General features: G+C 58.5%; 18 protein-coding genes and 3 pseudogenes. 9 read left to right on the plus strand and 12 right to left on the minus strand.

Features of this window, described 5'->3' with window-relative positions:
• The first annotated feature begins 166 nt into the window (after window positions 1-166).
• A complete protein-coding gene (locus V8P77_RS00200) occupies window positions 167-895 on the plus strand; it encodes a Crp/Fnr family transcriptional regulator (protein WP_335910113.1) in 729 nt (242 codons plus the stop codon).
• 23 nt (window positions 896-918) lie between these two features.
• On the opposite strand, the gene V8P77_RS00205 is transcribed toward V8P77_RS00200, so the two are convergent.
• The 5 genes from V8P77_RS00205 to V8P77_RS00225 all read right to left on the minus strand — a co-directional run bounded on the left by V8P77_RS00205 (window position 919) and on the right by V8P77_RS00225 (window position 2,984).
• Entirely contained in the window at window positions 919-1,170 is a 252-nt protein-coding gene (locus V8P77_RS00205) for a hypothetical protein (protein WP_373694570.1), read from the minus strand.
• Between the two features lie 71 nt (window positions 1,171-1,241).
• Window positions 1,242-1,502, minus strand: coding sequence for a hypothetical protein (locus V8P77_RS00210; RefSeq protein ID WP_335910114.1), 261 nt, complete (start codon window positions 1,500-1,502; stop codon window positions 1,242-1,244).
• A 75-nt stretch (window positions 1,503-1,577) separates the two neighbouring features.
• On the minus strand, window positions 1,578-2,105 hold the full coding sequence (locus V8P77_RS00215) for a DUF4142 domain-containing protein (RefSeq protein ID WP_335910115.1): 528 nt from the start codon (window positions 2,103-2,105) through the stop codon (window positions 1,578-1,580).
• A 187-nt stretch (window positions 2,106-2,292) separates the two neighbouring features.
• Entirely contained in the window at window positions 2,293-2,619 is a 327-nt protein-coding gene (locus tag V8P77_RS00220) for a cytochrome c oxidase assembly protein (protein WP_335910116.1), read from the minus strand.
• On the minus strand, window positions 2,535-2,984 hold the full coding sequence (locus V8P77_RS00225; RefSeq protein ID WP_335910117.1) for a cytochrome c oxidase assembly protein: 450 nt from the start codon (window positions 2,982-2,984) through the stop codon (window positions 2,535-2,537). Before V8P77_RS00225 ends, V8P77_RS00220 begins: the two co-directional genes overlap by 85 nt.
• A 230-nt stretch (window positions 2,985-3,214) precedes the next feature.
• On the opposite strand from V8P77_RS00225, the gene V8P77_RS00230 reads away from it, so the two are divergent.
• The 4 genes from V8P77_RS00230 to V8P77_RS00245 all read left to right on the plus strand — a co-directional run bounded on the left by V8P77_RS00230 (window position 3,215) and on the right by V8P77_RS00245 (window position 5,566).
• The gene (locus tag V8P77_RS00230) at window positions 3,215-4,384 is read left to right on the plus strand and encodes a zinc-dependent alcohol dehydrogenase (protein ID WP_335910118.1); all 1,170 of its coding nucleotides are present in this window, start codon (window positions 3,215-3,217) and stop codon (window positions 4,382-4,384) included.
• 53 nt (window positions 4,385-4,437) lie between these two features.
• On the plus strand, window positions 4,438-4,698 hold the full coding sequence (locus tag V8P77_RS00235) for a hypothetical protein (RefSeq protein ID WP_335910119.1): 261 nt from the start codon (window positions 4,438-4,440) through the stop codon (window positions 4,696-4,698).
• A gap of 86 nt (window positions 4,699-4,784) precedes the next feature.
• On the plus strand, window positions 4,785-5,198 hold the full coding sequence (locus V8P77_RS00240) for a gamma-glutamylcyclotransferase family protein (RefSeq protein ID WP_335910120.1): 414 nt from the start codon (window positions 4,785-4,787) through the stop codon (window positions 5,196-5,198).
• A 245-nt stretch (window positions 5,199-5,443) separates the two neighbouring features.
• A complete protein-coding gene (locus tag V8P77_RS00245; protein WP_335910121.1) occupies window positions 5,444-5,566 on the plus strand; it encodes a hypothetical protein in 123 nt (40 codons plus the stop codon).
• On the opposite strand, the pseudogene V8P77_RS34755 reads toward V8P77_RS00245, so the two are convergent.
• The 7 genes and pseudogenes from V8P77_RS34755 to V8P77_RS00275 all read right to left on the minus strand — a co-directional run.
• Window positions 5,555-5,842: pseudogene (locus V8P77_RS34755) on the minus strand (integrase core domain-containing protein); the annotation flags it as partial. The gene V8P77_RS00245 and the pseudogene V8P77_RS34755 overlap by 12 nt on opposite strands.
• A 102-nt stretch (window positions 5,843-5,944) precedes the next feature.
• Window positions 5,945-6,082: pseudogene (locus tag V8P77_RS34760) on the minus strand (DinB/UmuC family translesion DNA polymerase); the annotation flags it as partial.
• Window positions 6,083-6,197: 115 nt separating this feature from the next.
• Window positions 6,198-6,671: pseudogene (locus tag V8P77_RS00255) on the minus strand (4-hydroxythreonine-4-phosphate dehydrogenase PdxA); the annotation flags it as partial.
• Window positions 6,672-7,126: 455 nt separating this feature from the next.
• A complete protein-coding gene (locus V8P77_RS00260) occupies window positions 7,127-8,326 on the minus strand; it encodes a mandelate racemase/muconate lactonizing enzyme family protein (protein ID WP_335910123.1) in 1,200 nt (399 codons plus the stop codon).
• Between the two features lie 17 nt (window positions 8,327-8,343).
• Window positions 8,344-9,705, minus strand: coding sequence for a mandelate racemase/muconate lactonizing enzyme family protein (locus V8P77_RS00265; RefSeq protein ID WP_335910124.1), 1,362 nt, complete (start codon window positions 9,703-9,705; stop codon window positions 8,344-8,346).
• A 55-nt stretch (window positions 9,706-9,760) separates the two neighbouring features.
• Window positions 9,761-10,927 (minus strand): mandelate racemase/muconate lactonizing enzyme family protein, encoded by a 1,167-nt coding sequence (locus tag V8P77_RS00270; protein WP_335910125.1) that lies wholly within the window; start codon window positions 10,925-10,927, stop codon window positions 9,761-9,763.
• A 55-nt stretch (window positions 10,928-10,982) separates the two neighbouring features.
• Window positions 10,983-11,693 (minus strand): GntR family transcriptional regulator, encoded by a 711-nt coding sequence (locus tag V8P77_RS00275; RefSeq protein ID WP_132613942.1) that lies wholly within the window; start codon window positions 11,691-11,693, stop codon window positions 10,983-10,985.
• A gap of 207 nt (window positions 11,694-11,900) precedes the next feature.
• Here V8P77_RS00275 and V8P77_RS00280 point away from each other — a divergent pair, with 207 nt between their 5' ends.
• The 4 genes from V8P77_RS00280 (at window position 11,901) to V8P77_RS00295 (ending at window position 16,408) form a co-directional block, all read left to right on the plus strand.
• The gene (locus V8P77_RS00280) at window positions 11,901-13,379 is read left to right on the plus strand and encodes an ABC transporter substrate-binding protein (protein ID WP_335910126.1); all 1,479 of its coding nucleotides are present in this window, start codon (window positions 11,901-11,903) and stop codon (window positions 13,377-13,379) included.
• Window positions 13,380-13,453: 74 nt separating this feature from the next.
• Window positions 13,454-14,413 carry a carbohydrate ABC transporter permease gene (locus V8P77_RS00285; protein WP_335910127.1) on the plus strand — a complete coding sequence of 320 codons (960 nt, stop codon included), beginning with the start codon at window positions 13,454-13,456 and terminating at the stop codon, window positions 14,411-14,413.
• Entirely contained in the window at window positions 14,410-15,300 is an 891-nt protein-coding gene (locus tag V8P77_RS00290) for a carbohydrate ABC transporter permease (protein WP_131642828.1), read from the plus strand. The genes V8P77_RS00285 and V8P77_RS00290 overlap by 4 nt, the downstream gene beginning before the upstream one ends.
• 10 nt (window positions 15,301-15,310) lie before the next feature.
• Complete coding sequence (locus V8P77_RS00295) at window positions 15,311-16,408, plus strand: ABC transporter ATP-binding protein (RefSeq protein WP_335910128.1); 1,098 nt, start codon at window positions 15,311-15,313, stop codon at window positions 16,406-16,408.
• Window positions 16,409-16,412 lie beyond the last annotated feature (4 nt).

A 16,412-nucleotide genomic window follows, 5' to 3' on the forward strand; every position in this document is an offset into this window, starting at 1 on the left:
TCGACATCACGCGAAAAGCGATAGATGGTCCGTCTACATCCGCGGCCGATGGACAAACGGCTTGCAATGAGATCTCTTGCGGCCCATAATTCGACCATCGTTGGCAGAATTCTTGGCGCCGACGGCTGGGAGACGATCCGCTCTTGCCACACAAGAGGGCAAAGTGATGCGTCCTTTCGAAAGCAAAAATCTCTTCCTGTTACACTTAACGACGCCACAGCTTGTGGTTTTCGAGAGAATCCTCGAACCGCTTGCGCTGCCACGCGATTTAGAACTTGCCTCGTTCGGTTTGCCGATCAGCCACTATTATTTCCTGGAAAGCGGCATCGCTTCGATGGTGGCGACTTCGCCTGAAGGTAAGAAAGCCGAGATCGGCCTGGTCGGCAAAGAGGGAGTATCGCCGCCAGCCTTGACGATGGAGGCGGAGGCATTTTCGTTTGACGTGATGATGCAGGTCGGCGGCGCGGGACGTCGTGTGGAAGCGCGGGCTCTTGCAGGGTTTCTGTTTGACCACCCCGCCGTTCGGCAACTGCTTGCGCGCTTTCTTCAAGGCTTCTTTGAGCAGGTCGCCCACACCGCCCTTTCCAATGCCGTTCATAAGATCGACGTCCGATTGGCGAAGTGGATATTGATGTGTCACGATCGTATGGATGGCGACGAGATTGCATTGACGCATGAATATATGGCGACCATGCTCGGAGTGCGCCGCTCCAGCGTCACCGAAGCGCTGCACATCCTCGAAGGCGAGCACTTCATCTATTCTCACCGGGGACTTGTTATCGTTCGCAATCGCACAAGCTTGGAAGCGTTTGCGGCTGACGCTTACGATGTTCCGGGAGTATCAGGCCGCAGCTGGCCCGATCTCGGCCATCGCTCATTGGCTGCGGTTCAGTAGCTCGTTGATATGGGACGTGCGTGCTATTGCAGGGTCAACCGTTCGGGCCGGCCCTTCCATTCCTTGTACGGCAACAGCATCTGGCCGGGAAACCGCCTTTCGATCGCGCTCTCCGTCAGAACGATCTTTGCGAAGACTTCATCGGTCGGCGAAGCTCGATTCAATGTTTCACTTCGCTTCTCCAGATCAGCCATCAGTTCGAAAAGCTCGTCGTCCGTCATCGCCTCGAGAGCCGAGGCGAACTCACGCTCCGAGACAGCTGCTAAATTCGTCACGATATACCTCCTGCCGATAGCGCGCTTGTGGCCTCAGCCAGAACGCATGCTGATCGACGATTGTTTGGGCGTCACTTTCCCGGCAGGTCCTTCTCCGTCGTCGCAGCAGCCGGAAGCCTTTGCTGCGACTGCTCCCTGTCCGAGGCGCGCACCGGGGCGGCCGGCGCCCGGGCAATGTAGACGCCCAATCCTAGCGCGCCGATGGCAACGATGAAAGCACCGGCTATCGCGAAGACAGACCGTCGCCCGTCCTGCTTGATCATTCCGAAAGCAAGGGCAATTCCGAGCAGCGCCGCTCCTCCTGCCACTGCAAACAACCAGAGATAATTCATCAGCTGGGCTCCCAATGTCCGGCCGCCTAACCCTGAAGGGCAAGGAAGGTTCCTGGAGGATGCTTCGGCGCAATTTTATTTGTTAAGCTCCTCCGCCATCTGCAGATGGTGTTCAAGCGCAGGTCTCGTGCTTGCTGCCCAAGCTTTCAACTCGGCATTGTCGCCGCCTTCGCCATAGCGCTTGAAGAGGTCGACCGCGTCCTCGTGCGCGGATTCCTGATCGGAATGATACTGCTTAACGAAATCATCGCCTTGAAGTCCCTTCAGCTTTTCGAGCATGTCCTGCTGGGCGCTCGTCATGGCGCTTGGCAGCTGCGCCTGCACCTTGCCGCCGGTAATCAGCGCCTTGAGTTCGCTGCTGGTCTTCTCGTGTTCCGTCACCATCTGTTGAGCAAAGACCTTGGTTGCAGCATCACCGCGCTCGAGTGCCAACTTGCTGGATTCGATCTCGAACATGTCGCTGGTGGCGGCCTCCTGCACGAAGTCCACAGTCTTCGGTGCAACGCCGATCAGCGAGTTGACTCCGGTCTTTTCCGCGGCGGATTGAGCCATGACGGGTCCAGCAAGCGAAACGGCGATTGAGGCGATGATAATGTTCTTCATGGTCTGGTCTCCTGGTTGGTGGCATCAGAACTTCAAAAGCGCCAAACTGTTCCCGTCCCGTGCAGCAATTGTCGCCGCGCCGGCCTTGATGCCTTGCGAACGGTATGCCTGCCGCCGAGCGGCTGCACGAAGAGACATGAGTACCACGGAGCTGCTTGGGCGCACGCTCCCGGTATTGCGCCGAGGTTCAACGCGGCGATCTCGCCGCGGCTGCGCTCCCTCCGGCTAAAAGCTCACCGGCCGACCGGATGATGGCTTGGGCGATCCTGATCAGGAACGCCGCGGCAAAGGGCAGTGATGCGGGAATCCACATCAAGAGCCCTGCGAGTTGCTGATCTTCAAGGGGCGGCAGGCCATAGGCCGGCGACGTCAGGAAGTGCGGACTGAACAGAGGGTGGGATGCAAAGGTCAGGTACGCCCCGAGCGCCGTCATCTGCAGAAGGGTTGCGGCGCAGACCACAAGTGCGCCGCCTGAAGGCCGTCGAGCATCGCGTAGGGCAGGGGCAGATGCCATAGCCAGAGCATCGTCGTGTGAAAGACGAATATGAAGATCGACGGCACTCGATCCAGAAGCATCGCGTGGCTAAAGACAAAGCGCCACGCGAGCGGCGCAACGAGCGAGATCAGTACGATATGATGAACTGCTCTTGCGGAGAATAATGCTGAACTGAGCGTACAAAGCGGGGAAACGAAGGCGACAGTGAAAAGAGCGATTGCGACGAGCCATTGTCCGACGCGCTTGTCCCGACGCGCCGGCAGCCAGGTTAACGCCGCCGCAATGCCGATCGCGAGCAGCAGGTAGGGGTCGAAATTCCAGTCCGACATCAGCAGTTGAGGTGCCGGCGCGCTGCCGCAGTAAGGATCAAGATTGAAGGTCATTTCATGCCCGCCATTGTCGATTCGGCCGCTAAACAAGCCCAAGGCGGATTTGTTCCGGCAAATGGATCCCCCTCGCTTTCTGATGGAACAACTCCCGCGGATCACGGTTTGGCTGTCTTGAGTTTCAAGACCAGGGACGGAAAAAATCGTCTCGCGGACGTTTCCAAAACCGAAAGAGTTGCAAGGCGGCGCGTCCGCTTTGCGCTCGGGATCGAAAGGCGGACGACGACATGAAAGCTCTGATCTGGCACGGCAAACACGACATCCGATGCGAGAGCGTTCCAGATCCTCAAATCGAGGAAGGGCGCGATGCTATCATCAAGGTGACGGCCTGCGCGATCTGCGGGTCGGATCTTCACCTCTTCAACGGCGTGATGCCGGACATGCATAGCGGCGACATCATGGGCCACGAGACCATGGGCGAGGTCGTCGAAGTCGGCAATGATAATAAAAAGCTCAAGGTCGGTGACCGTGTCGTGGTTCCCTTCACCATCTCCTGCGGCGAATGCTTCTTCTGTCAGCGCGGCTTTTATTCCGGATGTGAACGCAGCAACCCCGATCCGTCGAAGGTCAAGAAGATGTGGGGGAATTCACCCGCGGGCCTGTTCGGCTACACCCATCTTCTTGGCGGTTACAGTGGAGGTCAAGCGGAGTACCTACGCGTGCCTTACGCGGACGTCGGCCCGATCAAGGTGCCGGACGGACTGACGGATGAGCAGGTGCTCTTTCTCTCCGACATCTTTCCGACGGGCTACATGGCCGCTGACTTCTGCAATATTCAGCCGGGGGACACGATCGCGATCTGGGGCTGCGGCCCTGTCGGACAGCTGGCGATCAAGTCGGCCTTCATCCTCGGCGCCGAGCGCGTCATCGCGATCGACACCGTGCCTGAGCGGCTTGCTCTTGCCGAAGCGTCGGGAGCAACCACTCTCGATTTCATGGACGAAGACATCTACGACAAACTCATGGAGCTGACCAACGGGCGCGGCGCCGACGCGTGCATCGACGCGGTCGGCACTGAAGCCGATCCGTCGGCGAGCTGGGACTCACGGCTTGACCGCATTAAGGTCGCCACGTTCATGGGAACCGATCGCCCCCACGTGCTTCGGCAGGCAATCCATTGCTGCCGCAACTTCGGCACGGTTTCGATCGTCGGCGTCTATGGTGGTTTCCTCGACAAGATCCCGATGGGATCGGCGATCAACCGCGGCCTAACGTTCCGAATGGCGCAGACGCCGGTGCAGCACTACCTGCCGCTACTCATGGAGCGCATCCAAAAGGACGAAATCGATCCTTCGTTCATTATCACGCATCGTGCGACCCTCGACGAAGGTCCTGACCTCTACAAAACTTTCCGCGACAAGAAGGATGGCTGCATCAAGGTCGTTCTCAAACCGTAGGGAAAGTCGCGGACGTCCTAGTGTCACCGCCGGCATGGAAGAAAGGTCCGATCATGCAGAAGAAATCGAACGACCCTATCGAAGACCGAAATAAGCTGCGCCCACCGGAGATGGAGCTCGGGCCGATCCGACCCGAAGGTGAAGGCCCCGGTGCAGCTGTCGGCAAGCGCGTTAAAGCTCGAGCCGGCAGTCCTCCGGCGAGATCGCCAGCGACGCGCCGCGCCCAGCCGGACAATGAAAGGGTAGAAGGATTGCCCGAAACAGACGCAACAGAAAGCCTGGCGACGGCGCCACCTGTGATGAAGCGCGACTGAGCGTATTCCTCCTCGGCCGGATGGACAGGCGATCACGATCGCTCCAATCTTTAGGGGATTAGCCGATAACGCATGGGCTGGCCCGGATGACATCGAACCTTTTCGTTTTTGGAACTTTGAAGAAAGGTTTTCCTCTTCATGAGCAAGGACTTTCCCGCGCCAGGTTTCTTGGAATTTTCCAGACCCGGGAATGTTATCCGATGCTTATTGCCGGCCCTTGGTTTGCTCCGATGATGTTCAATGAACCCGGCATTGGCTATCGCGTCGTCGGTGAACTTTATGAGGCTGGCGAGAATACGATAGCAAGCTTGGATCGGCTGGAATCGATAGGCACACCCGGCAACCTGCGAGTGGCGGTAGACGTGGAACCAGTCGCCGGCGGGTCAATATGTTCAGCACTGGCATACATGAAATCGCGTCGGCTCGCCGATCCTGTTCACTCGACTTATCTGCGAGTCTACGAAGACTGGCGGTTTATTCCATTCGATCGGAGGGGCTGAGACGCCTGCAGCTTGGCACGAAATCCCATAAGCGCCGCATTGGCGGCGATGCAGACGGCTAGGGGTGCGGACAGCGGTTCTGCAGATGGCGGATCCTAGTCCGCCTCCGAAGTGCGTATCATCGCACGGCTGAGAGCGGCTGACGACGCTTAGTTCATCAGCCCACGCCGGCGCCGCATGAGAGCGGATCAGCTTAATTCTTGATAAAATGAAGTCGGAGACATGGATATGCTGGGGCGAAGGAAATGAAGCCAGCAAATATCGGGATCGCCGCGCTGGTTTTTACGATTGCTGTCTGGATTGTTATCGTGATGGCTGCGATGGGGCTTTCTGATATCGAGACGCCCGCGTCACTTCTAGATGCTTAGTCCCGGCATTTGCTGGAGCGGATCGAGGGTAAATCGTTCGGGCTGTGAAGCCCATGTCTTGCAGATGAACTCGTAGGGTGTGAGTCCCTTGAGGGTCTTGAGTCTGCGGCCGAAATCGTAAGCGGCGACGAAGTCGGCGAGGTGCTGACGAAGTTGATCGTGGCTTTCATAGTAGAAGCGTCTGACGGTGGCATCCTTGATGGTTCGGTTCGTCCTCTCGACTTGACCGTTGGTCCATGGATGCTTCGGCTTGGTCGTGCGGTGCTCGATATCGCTGGTGGCGCAGGTGTATTCGAAGGCATAGGCCCAGAAGCGTTCGCCATTGGCGATCGCTTCTTTGATCAGCGGCACAGCCGACCCTCCTGGGATCAAACATCTAATGCCCTGCGCCTCACAGTAGCGCCAGACCTTTTCGGCAAGCGGCTTCAGCTCAGCCGTCGCTCGGTCGAGATCATCAATATCCTCGACGAACGTGTCTTCCGCTCCCACCGATTTGGGGATGCGGTCAGGTCTGACCTAACGCTCGCCATGCACGCAATGATAAGGGATTTCTTCATCTTAGCTCCTCCTTTGAGATGAATCCGGCATGAGACCTCCTCCATGCCGGCATAGGCTGAATGCTGTGCGAAAATCAGGCGGCAGCGCAAACCGCGGCGGCTTTTTTCGCCATGCGGGCGGCAAGAAGCAGCGCTTCGCGGCTTGCGCCGACATCGGCGATGCCCTTGCCGGCAATGTCGTAGGCCGTGCCGTGGGCCGGCGTGCAGAGCGGGAACGGCAGCCCGCCCATCATGGTGACGCCCTTGTCGAAGCCCATGAGCTTCATGGCGATCTGGCCCTGGTCATGATACATGGTCATCACCGCCTAGGAGCCGCCGTCGCCGGCATGCGGGTTTAGGCCGGCCACCGCAATCCTCGGATTGTCGTAGCCGGCATTTTTCAGGCAGTTGCTGGTGAGTTCGATCTCGGCGAGGATCGCCTCGACGGAGCGCGCCGCCGCAACGTCCTTCAGCGGGATATGCGACGTTACGCGTGCATTCCAGATCTTTTCGAGGACGTTGAATTCGCGGACCTTGCCCTTGAAACCGATGACGTCCGCAACGAAGCGGGCGGGCGTCAAAGCCCGGCAGCGGAGTAGGCCGGACATAGTGGTTGTCACTGTCGCCGGGCACGATTGCGCCTAGATGGATGATGTTCCCGTTTGCGGGAATAAGTTCCATAAATGTGCTTACGCCTCATTGTTATAGTAAGTATTTGATATTATGGATTTATGTAGTGATTGTAGGCTTAAGTTATCGCGGTGATCCACTTTACAAGTCTCTGTGTTATCAGGCCCCCGCAACCAGATTCCAACATACACATACTCAAAAGCCCGCCTCGTGCGGGCTTTTTGCATTCCAGAAGTGACGCGTCCAGGATGCGGTAATCCGGATCCTTCAGTTCAACTCACTCCGAGCCAGGAATTCGGCTGCCTGTATTGTATCCAAGGCACCCGCTGTCTCCCTGAAGTAGGCAGGGTTTCCCAGAGGCAGCGATCGCCGACGATATAGAGTGGAGAGAGGTTCAGTCGAAGAAGCCCGCATCCTCTTCCCTGAGATATGTCCTGGCCGCTTCGGCGTCGATATCGAGGCCCAGCCCCGGCGCTTCCAGCAGGTCCACCATGCTGTCCTTCACGATCTGCGGCGGCAAGCCGATTACCAGGTCCTCCCACCAGGGGTCGGAGGCGGTCGGATATTCGAAGGCGATGTAATTTGCCGGCAAGGTGGCGCAGACATTGATCAACGCGCCGAGGCCTAGCAGGCCGTTAGCGATGCCGTGCGGTGCCATCAGGATCGAGTGCATGTAGGCGTGCTCGGCGACCCATTTGAGCTCGGCAATGCCGCCGACATCGGCTGGATCGGGGCCGATGACGCGTACCGCCTGCGTCTCGATCAGTTCCTTGAAATTGTGCCGCAGATAGATCTGCTCACCAGTGTGGATTGGAGTCGAGGTGGAAGTTGTCAGTTCCCGATAGGCCTGCGGATTGACCCACGGCACATAGTCGCCAGTCAGCATGTCCTCGAGCCACATCAAATTGTACTTCTCGACCGCGCGAGCGAACTTGATCGCATCAGGCAGCATCCAGCCCGGGCCGCAGTCGAGCGCCAGGCTGACTGTGTCGCCCAGCACTTCCTTCATCGCGATCACGCAGTCGAGCATGTGATTGAAGCCGCGCTCGCTGATCATGCCCTGATCCATGGCGCCGTGATAGCCTGCCTTCTTCTGCGTCACGCCGTAGTGGAAGTCCTCGAAAGTGTCCTTCATGTTGGAGTGGAAAGAGATTCCTTGCTTGACCATGAAGAAGTTCTGCGGCTGCTCCATCATCCATTTGACGTCGGCGGCGTAATCCTCCGGCCGGTCGCCCGTGCGTTCCTGGCGAATCGAACCATTGTAGACGCGCACCTTGTCCCGCACCTTGCCGCCGAGCAGTTTATAGACGGGCACGCCCGCGGCCTTGCCAGCAATATCCCACAGCGCATGCTCAATAGCGCTCACCGCCGCGCCGTACGGCTTGAAAGAGCCGCGTTGGCGGATCTTCAACATTACTCTTTCGACGTCGGTCGGGTCCTCGCCGATTAGCGCCTCGCGGAAATGCAGCACCCAGGGCTTGAGGTGGGACTTGGTGAATTCGACTTCACCCAAGCCATAGAGACCCTCGTCCGTAACGATGCGGACGATCGGGTGTTTGCCGATAACGGCGCAGCGGAGATCGGTGATCTTCATCTTCGTTCCTTTTCGCCTCAGCTCCAGGTGCGATCCCAGGAATACTCGTCGTCCCAGTGATCCGTAGGCTGCCAAATGCCGGTGATACCCGGCTGCAGATGCTGCGAGATCACCTCGTCGACGACGTCGTCAATCCCCAGGCCCGGCTTGTCCGGAACAGTGATGAAGCCGTTCTTCACCAACGGCTTGGGAAGACCCGTGACGATATCGTCCCACCAGTCAACATCGGCGGAATGGTATTCGAGCGCCATGAAATTTTCGGTCGCGGTCGCGACATGTGCCGCGGCCATTGCGGCGATTGGGCTTTCTGCCATGTGGATCGCCATGGCGACACCATGGTCCTGCGCCATGTCGCCGATCTTCTTGGTCTCGAGGATGCCCCCACTGGTGAGCAGGTCCGGGTGGATAACGGAGACGCCGCCACTGTTAAGCAGAGGCTCGAAGCCTTCCTTGAGGTATATGTCCTCGCCGGTGCAGATCGGCACCGTGGTTGAGTCCTGCAGTTGTCGGTACTGCTCGGTATACTGCCATGGGATCACATCCTCGAGCCAGGCTGGCACGTATTTTTCAATTCGCCTGGCAAGGCGAATGCCGTTCTGCACTGAGATGTGGCCGATATGGTCGATCGCGAGCGGAATAGCCATGCCGATGACCTCACGAACCTCGGCAATGTATTGCTCAAGGAAGTCGAGGCCCTTGTCGGAAAAGTGGAGGCCGGTAAACGGGTGTGGGACGTTATGCAAATCGTATGCAGCGTTGCGGACACGCCGCTCTTCAATGGTCTTCAGCGGACCGCGGCCGGGGTGGTCGCGGTAGCCTTCAAGTGAGCCGGCAGGAGACACGACCGCCCCGGGCACATCCGCGATCTGCATCAGTCCCAAGTCCATCTTGAGGAAGGTGAAGCCGAGCTCCATGCGCTGCTTGAGGCGCTTGCCGGTCTCGGTGCCGCTCGGCACGGTGGCGTCGGTATCGCAGTAAACGCGCACTTTCTCCCGAAAACGGCCGCCGAGCATCTGGTAGACGGGGACGCCATAGGCCTTTCCAGCAAGATCCCACAACGCGATTTCTACCGCCGATACGCCGCCGCCTTGCCGGCCGTGCCCGCCGAATTGCTTGATCCGGCGAAACAGTCGATCGATGTTGCAAGGGTTCTCGCCAAGCAACCGGCTCTTCAGCATCAGTGCGTAGGTGGCGCTGGCACCGTCGCGCACCTCGCCAAGCCCGACGATGCCCTGATTGGTGTAAATCTTAAGCAGCACTGAGGTGAACGGCGCGCCGATAATTTCGGCTACCCGCATGTCGGTAATACGAAGGTCGGACGGCTTGGAATGCGTGTTCACACGATCGAGCGCCTCGTCGGCTCCATCTGCCTCTAGCATGAATTAATCCTCGTTCTGATCGGCGGGGCTCATCCGCACACCCTTAGAGCGTTGGTTAGGCCAGCTCTATCTCGTGGCTTTGAAGGTAGTCGCGGTTCATTTCAACGCCGAGACCAGGCTTGGGCGTAAGCTTGAGGCTGCCGTTCGAGACATCGAGTGGCCTGTCGATGAGGTGATCGTATTTGCCCAGGTTCCACTCCGACGTTTCGAGTTTGTAGAAATTGGGAACCGTCATCATCACCTGCGCTCCCGCAACCACGTTGATTGGCCCTGCCGCGTCATGCGGCGAGACGGGAATGTAGTAGGCTTCGCATAGGGCAGAAATCTTCTTGAGTTCGGTAATGCCGCCGGTCCACGTGACATCAGGCATAATGTAGTCAGCTAGTCTGTTTTCGAGCACCGCCACGAAATCCCATTTCGTATGGCCGCGTTCACCCCACGAGATAGCGGCGCTGACCTTCTCACGGACCTGTCTAAGCGCACTGAGGCTCTCCGGTGGACAGGGCTCCTCGAACCAGTCGATCTGACCGGCTTCCTCGAGGCTTCGACAAAGGCGAATGGCGGTGGGAACGTCGAACCGGCCATGCGCATCGATGAGGATGTCGATGTCAGAGCCTGCCGTTTCGCGGATCAGAGCCGTGAGTTCGGCGGCTTCGCGCTCATCCTTGCGGGTCAGGCTGCCATCGAGGTAGCCGTCGCGCTGTTCGCGAGGCTGTCCATCGGCGGTGCGGCCTTGCTGGGGGAAAGGATCGAACTTGAGCGCAGTGTGGCCGGACTCGACGATGTCTCGGATTTCGCGGACAACAGCCTCATTGCTGGTAAATTTGGCCTGGTTGGGGTGGGTGTAGAGCGCAATTTCATCGCGTACCGGCCCGCCCAACAGCTCGTAAATCGGCTTACCCAAGACTTTGCCTTGGATGTCCCAGAGCGCTATGTCGATGGCGCTCACGCATTCGACCGCGGCGCCGCGACTGCCCATGTAGGTGAAGCTGCGGAATATCTTGTGCCACAGATACTCGATACGCGCCGGGTCCTCGCCTGTCACAGCAGCACCTATCTGCCTTAGGATCGTGCAGAGGGCGCGATTGGCGAGTCTCGTCGTGGTGGTGATCTCTCCCCAGCCGCTCACCCCCTCATCGGTCGTTACTTCGACGAACAGAAACTCTCCCCAATAGGAAGCATCGGACTTGATGAGCCACGGCCGCACGCTGGTGATTTTCATCTCAACTGCCCTTATCTGAGGTGGTTCGGTATAGCGATACTCCGGGCGAGGTATTCTATCCTGCCCGAGCGGCGTTACGCGCACGCATGTGTTCGAGGATGTGCCGGCCGGAGCCTTCGACATGGCGTGCAATGAGTTCGCCTGCCTCGTTTGCATTACCCGCTTTGACATGCGCGATGAGCTCGCGATGCTCGCTCAGGATCGCGGCACGCCGGGCGAGCGTGAAGTTGAAACGCCGGCTCACGGCTCGAAGCACTTCGCGGTGCTTCCACCAAAGCTCGGCGGCATGGCGGTTGTAGTGCCTTTGGTACATTACGGTGTGAAAGGCGGTGTCCAGCTCGCTGTGCCTGAACGTGTCGGCGAAGTTGTTCTCTTCGATCAAGCCTTGGATGCGTTCGAGTTCAGCAATGTCCTCGACGGTGGCCATGTTCACGAACCATCGCGTCAGGGCCGGCTCGATCAAGACTCCTATCTCGTAGATGTCCCGAACAAAATCCTGATCTATGGGCCGGACGCGCGCTCCGCGGTTGGGAAAGAAGGTGACAAAGCCCTCACCGCGCAACAGTTGCAGAGCCTCGCGCACGGGGTTGGTCGAGGTGCCGTGGCGCCGGGCGAGATCCGTGACCACAAGCCGCTCGTTAGCAGCGAGCCGCCCTTCGATGATGTCGTCCCTGATCAATTGATAAAGCGAGGCGCCCTCGCTGGAGGCCCCGATAGCGTCGATCCCTTCGGGTGGTTGTGCTTTAAAATCGCTTGTTTCGGCCAATGCTATCCCCAATCAATACATACACTGCTCGGATATCACGCGAGTTTTGGTTAAACAATGTACGATTTCTCTTATTGACAGGCAATCTACGATCTGAAAACGTATGATGAGGTCAAAGGGATACATTGGGTGGAAAGTCCCGCGGCCGGGGAGCAAAGACCGCTCGCCTCGACGCAGAGCGGCATGGGAGAACCTGGAGGATACCCTATGACGAGGATTTCACTCGGCGGTGCCGTCCTGCGCGGCACTATATCGACTGCTTTGATGCTATCACTGATGTCGGCCTCGGCGCTCGGCGCGCCGGTCGACTTGAGCAAATGGTCGCCGCAATATGTGCGCTCCATTGCCGGCACACAGAATTTTGACACGGCAGCTGATTGCGGCAAGGTCACCCCTCTCGACTACAAGGGGCGGCTGACTTTCTGGTATCAGGGCGTGTTCGAGGGCGACCCCGACCTCCTGCGCCAGTATTACAAGGAGTTCTTCGAGACCTTCCGCAAAACCTATCCAAACATCCAGCTTGAGGAACAAGCCCTCACGTATAATGACCTGTTGGACAAGTTCCGGACCGCGCTCTTGGGCAATGCAGCGCCCATGGCGGTCCGCCTGCAAATCCTGGGTGGCACCGAGTTCGCCTCAAAGGGATATTTGGAGCCGCTCAAACCTGAGGATGTAGGGTATTCGACCGAGGATTTCTGGCCCGGCGCCATGAAGGCTGTAACCTGGGAAGACGTCACCTACGGCATTCCAACCAACAACGAGACGATGGCGTTCATCTGGAACGCCGACATCTTCAAGCGTGCAGGCCTCGATCCGGACAAGGCCCCGGCAACCTGGGAGGACGTCGTCAAGTATTCCAAGCAGATCCACGACAAACTCGGCATTGCCGGTTACGGCCTCGTGGCTCGCAAGAATGCCGGCAATACGCCGTACCGCTTCATGCCGCAGCTGTGGGCCTATGGCGGCGGCGTCTTCGATGAGGCCACCGCCGATCCGACCTATAAGGAGGTCGAGCTCAATAGCCCGCAGAGCAAAGCGGCATTGCAAGCCTCCTACGATATGTACGTTCGCGACAAGTCGGTTCCGGTTTCGGCGCTCACCAACCAGCAGGCCGACAACCAGCCCCTCTTCCTCGCTGGCCAGCTCGGCATGATGATCTCGCATCCGTCCGACTACAACGTCATGCTCGATCTGCAGAAAAAGGCGACGGCCACCGACAAGGACAAGGCGCAGACCGTGATCGACAACATGCGCTATGGCTTGATTCCGACTGGCCCCGACGGCAAGCGTGCCGTCGTGTTTGGCGGCTCCAACATCCATATCCTGAAGCCCGAATATGTAGAAGGCGGCAAGGTAGACGAGCCGGCGGCAAAAGCTATCATCTGCATGTGGACAAGCCCCGAATGGTCACTGAAAATGGCTTATGCCGGCTCGAACCCGGGAAACCTCAACGGCTTCAAGACAAAATGGATGAAGGAACGCCTGGACAGCATCAAGTTCCTTGATGTCACGACCTCGATGCTGCCTTACGGCATCCCGTTCCCCGCACTGCCACAGTCCCCCGAGATCATGAACATCATCGTCCCGGACATGCTCCAGAATGCTCTGACTGGGGCCATGACCGTCGATCAGGCAGCGGACGACGCGGCCAAGAAGGTCAAAGACCTGATGGACGGTGGGCTCTAGTCCAAGTCCGACGATCTGACCGGCTGCGCAACGATCGCAGCCGGTTTCGTTCCCAAGGATGAGGGCTCTGCACAGTGACGATCTTGACTGCGAAGGCCGAGGTTCCCCGACGACTACGACCTCATAGGTCCGGAGTGCTGCGAAAGGTCTGGGAGCATCGCGCTGACTACGCGTACGTGCTTCCTGCGATCGCCGTCATGCTCATCGTCATAGCCTACCCTATCTATTACACGATCGAGCTGTCGTTCTTCAATACACCGCCTGGTCTGCAGCTTCGGGACAAGATTTTCGTCGGTTTCGACAACTACACTTCCATCCTCAAAAGTCCGGTATTCTGGACGGTTACCTCGAACACTCTTATCTGGACATTGGGATCGACCATCATCGCGTTTGTCCTGGGGTTCGGTTGCGCCCTCGCACTTCATCGTGACTTTGCCGGCCGCGCCATCCTGCGCGCGGTCCTGATCATTCCCTGGGTTATCAGCGCGGTTGCCGCGTCCTATATCTGGAAGTGGATCTACCATTCGGACTTTGGGATCATCGGCGCAGTGCTGGTTGGCCTGGGATTGAGCGATCGGCCACCGAATTTCATCGACAGCGTCAGTACCGTGCTGCCCTCGCTGATCGTCGTGAATATCTGGCGAGAGTTTCCGTTCGCCATGATCATGATGATGGCTGGCCTGCAGACGGTTCCCGACCAGTTGCTGCGCGCCGCAAAAGTCGACGGAGCCAATGCATGGCAGCGGTTCTGGCACGTCACCTTTCCGCACTTGAGAAACGTCTCGACGGTGACGATCCTTCTGTTGGCTGTGGCCAACTTCAACTCTTTCATCATCCCCTGGATCATGACAGGCGGCGGGCCGTCGAATGCATCGCATATCTGGATCACCCACATTTACGAACTCGCCTTTGGCCGCCAGCGCTGGGGAGTGGCATCGGCCTATTCGGTGCTGCTGTTCCTGATCCTGATGTCGCTCGGCTACTTCTACGTTCGTGCGCTGAGCGGCAATGACCGGAAGGGTGGAAGCGAATGAACACGATTGCCGAGACTGCTTCTCGAGGCCAGGCGCGTCACCGTATGCGCATCGATGGGTGGCGGTGGGGCGGACGTATCTTCCTTGTGTTCATGCTGCTTTACACCGCATTGCCGATGATCTGGATGCTGATCACCTCGATCAAGTCCGGTTTCGCGGCCATGCAATTCCCGCCGCAATGGTGGCCGGACGAACCCACTCTTGCCAGCTACCAGAAGCTGCTCGATCCGCAAAACAGCGTCGGCCAGGACTTCCTTCGTTTCTTCTGGAACAGCCTTTTCGTCTCCACTGCCACGACCATTCTTTCGGTGATCGTGGCGGTTCCGGCGGCCTACGCGTTTTCGCGCTTCACTTTCCCGGGCCGGAACTTTCTGTTCTTCGCCGTCTTGCTTCGCAATATGTTCCCGGCGGTTATCTTTCTCGTGCCGCTCTTCATCCTGATGCGCGCGATAGGGCTGGTGAATACGCATGGGTCGCTCGTTCTCACCTACCTCACATTCGGACTGCCGCTGGCAATCTGGCTCCTCAAGGGCTTCTACGACAATATCCCGGTGCAGCTCGAGCAGGCCGCGCGCATCGATGGGGCAACTCGGTTACAGGCCTTTCTCCTGATCGTGATGCCGCTCTCGGCGCCAGGAATTATCGCCACGGCGATCTATTCCTTCATCGGCGCGTGGAACGAGTACATCTACGCCTACACCTTCCTCTCCAAGAACGACCAGTTGACACTGCCGGTCGGCATTCAGCGCTTCTTCTCAGAAAATACGACGGACTTTCCCGGCCTTATGGCGGCCAGCTTTATGATGAGCGTGCCCGTCGTGGTCCTGTTCCTCGTCCTGCAACGATACTTCGTACGCGCCCTCACAGAGGGCGCAGTCAAGCACTAGGGAGTTGCCGGTGGCCCACGTGGTCCTCAAAGATCTTGTCAAGACCTATGGCAGCTTCAAAGCTGTCAACGATGTTTCGCTGACGGTCAACGATGGCGAATTTGTTGCGCTCGTCGGCCCTTCAGGCTGCGGCAAGACAACCACGCTCAATCTTGTGGCGGGGCTCATCCCCATCACATCTGGCGACATCGTCATCGGCGACCGGGTGGTTAACGACCTCGACCCCAAGGACCGCGACATCGCAATGGTGTTCCAGAACTACGCGCTCTATCCGCAGAAATCTGTCTATAAAAATCTGGCTTTCCCGCTGCAGATGCGCAAACTGCCAAGGGACGAGATCGACAAGAAGGTCAAGGAAGCAGCGCGCGTGCTCGACATGACGCAGCTGCTCGAGCGCAAGCCGCGCGAACTTTCGGGCGGTCAACAGCAGCGCGTGGCGCTCGGCCGTGCCCTCGTTCGCGACCCGGCGGTATTTCTGATGGATGAACCACTCTCCAACCTCGACGCAAAGCTGCGCGTGCAGATGCGGTCGGAAATCAAGCGTTTCCACCAGGACCTCAAGGCGACGATCATCTACGTGACGCACGACCAGCTCGAAGCGGTAACCATGGCCGACAGGATGGCGGTGATGAACGGCGGCTACCTGCAGCAATACGATTCACCGGCGCAGGTCTTTGCCCATCCGGTGAACATGTTCGTCGCCAGCTTCGTCGGCAGCCCGGCAATGAGCCTTGTTCCGTTGGAGGCATCGACGGCAAGCGGCAACACTGTGTTGACGAGTGCGGAGGGCTGGCGCCTCGAGCTTTCGCCAAACAACGCGCAGAAGGTCGCGAGGGCAACCACCAGGAAAGTCGTGCTCGGCGCACGTCACTCGACGATCAAGCTGCACAAGAGTGCGGTGCCAGGCAGCATTCCGGCCAAGGCCTACACGGTCGAGCCGACCGGAGACGTCACCTTCGTTCAGGCGTTTTTGTCTGGCGCCATCGTCAACGTCAGCGTGCCGCCGACCATTGCCGTCGCGCCCGACGAACAGATTTGGCTCGAGTTCGATCAGGAGCGGATGCATCTGTTCGACGGCGAAACAGAAATGGCCCTCAAGGCCAACTGAGACC

It is taken from the genome of Rhizobium aouanii (genome assembly GCF_037002925.1).
GTDB classification, from domain to species: domain Bacteria; phylum Pseudomonadota; class Alphaproteobacteria; order Rhizobiales; family Rhizobiaceae; genus Rhizobium; species Rhizobium aouanii.

Coding starts and splice junctions, on each gene's coding strand:
- V8P77_RS00225 (WP_335910117.1), bottom strand. CDS start 2,984: ATGACCTTCAATCTTGATCCTTACTGCGGCAGCGCGCCGGCACCTCAA.
- V8P77_RS00260 (WP_335910123.1), bottom strand. CDS start 8,326: ATGAAGATCACCGATCTCCGCTGCGCCGTTATCGGCAAACACCCGATC.
- V8P77_RS00270 (WP_335910125.1), bottom strand. CDS start 10,927: ATGAAAATCACCAGCGTGCGGCCGTGGCTCATCAAGTCCGATGCTTCC.
- V8P77_RS00240 (WP_335910120.1), top strand. CDS start 4,785: ATGACATCGAACCTTTTCGTTTTTGGAACTTTGAAGAAAGGTTTTCCT.
- V8P77_RS00245 (WP_335910121.1), top strand. CDS start 5,444: ATGAAGCCAGCAAATATCGGGATCGCCGCGCTGGTTTTTACGATTGCT.
- V8P77_RS00200 (WP_335910113.1), top strand. CDS start 167: ATGCGTCCTTTCGAAAGCAAAAATCTCTTCCTGTTACACTTAACGACG.
- V8P77_RS00230 (WP_335910118.1), top strand. CDS start 3,215: ATGAAAGCTCTGATCTGGCACGGCAAACACGACATCCGATGCGAGAGC.
- V8P77_RS00290 (WP_131642828.1), top strand. CDS start 14,410: ATGAACACGATTGCCGAGACTGCTTCTCGAGGCCAGGCGCGTCACCGT.
- V8P77_RS00215 (WP_335910115.1), bottom strand. CDS start 2,105: ATGAAGAACATTATCATCGCCTCAATCGCCGTTTCGCTTGCTGGACCC.
- V8P77_RS00210 (WP_335910114.1), bottom strand. CDS start 1,502: ATGAATTATCTCTGGTTGTTTGCAGTGGCAGGAGGAGCGGCGCTGCTC.
- V8P77_RS00280 (WP_335910126.1), top strand. CDS start 11,901: ATGACGAGGATTTCACTCGGCGGTGCCGTCCTGCGCGGCACTATATCG.
- V8P77_RS00265 (WP_335910124.1), bottom strand. CDS start 9,705: ATGCTAGAGGCAGATGGAGCCGACGAGGCGCTCGATCGTGTGAACACG.
- V8P77_RS00220 (WP_335910116.1), bottom strand. CDS start 2,619: ATGGCATCTGCCCCTGCCCTACGCGATGCTCGACGGCCTTCAGGCGGC.
- V8P77_RS00235 (WP_335910119.1), top strand. CDS start 4,438: ATGCAGAAGAAATCGAACGACCCTATCGAAGACCGAAATAAGCTGCGC.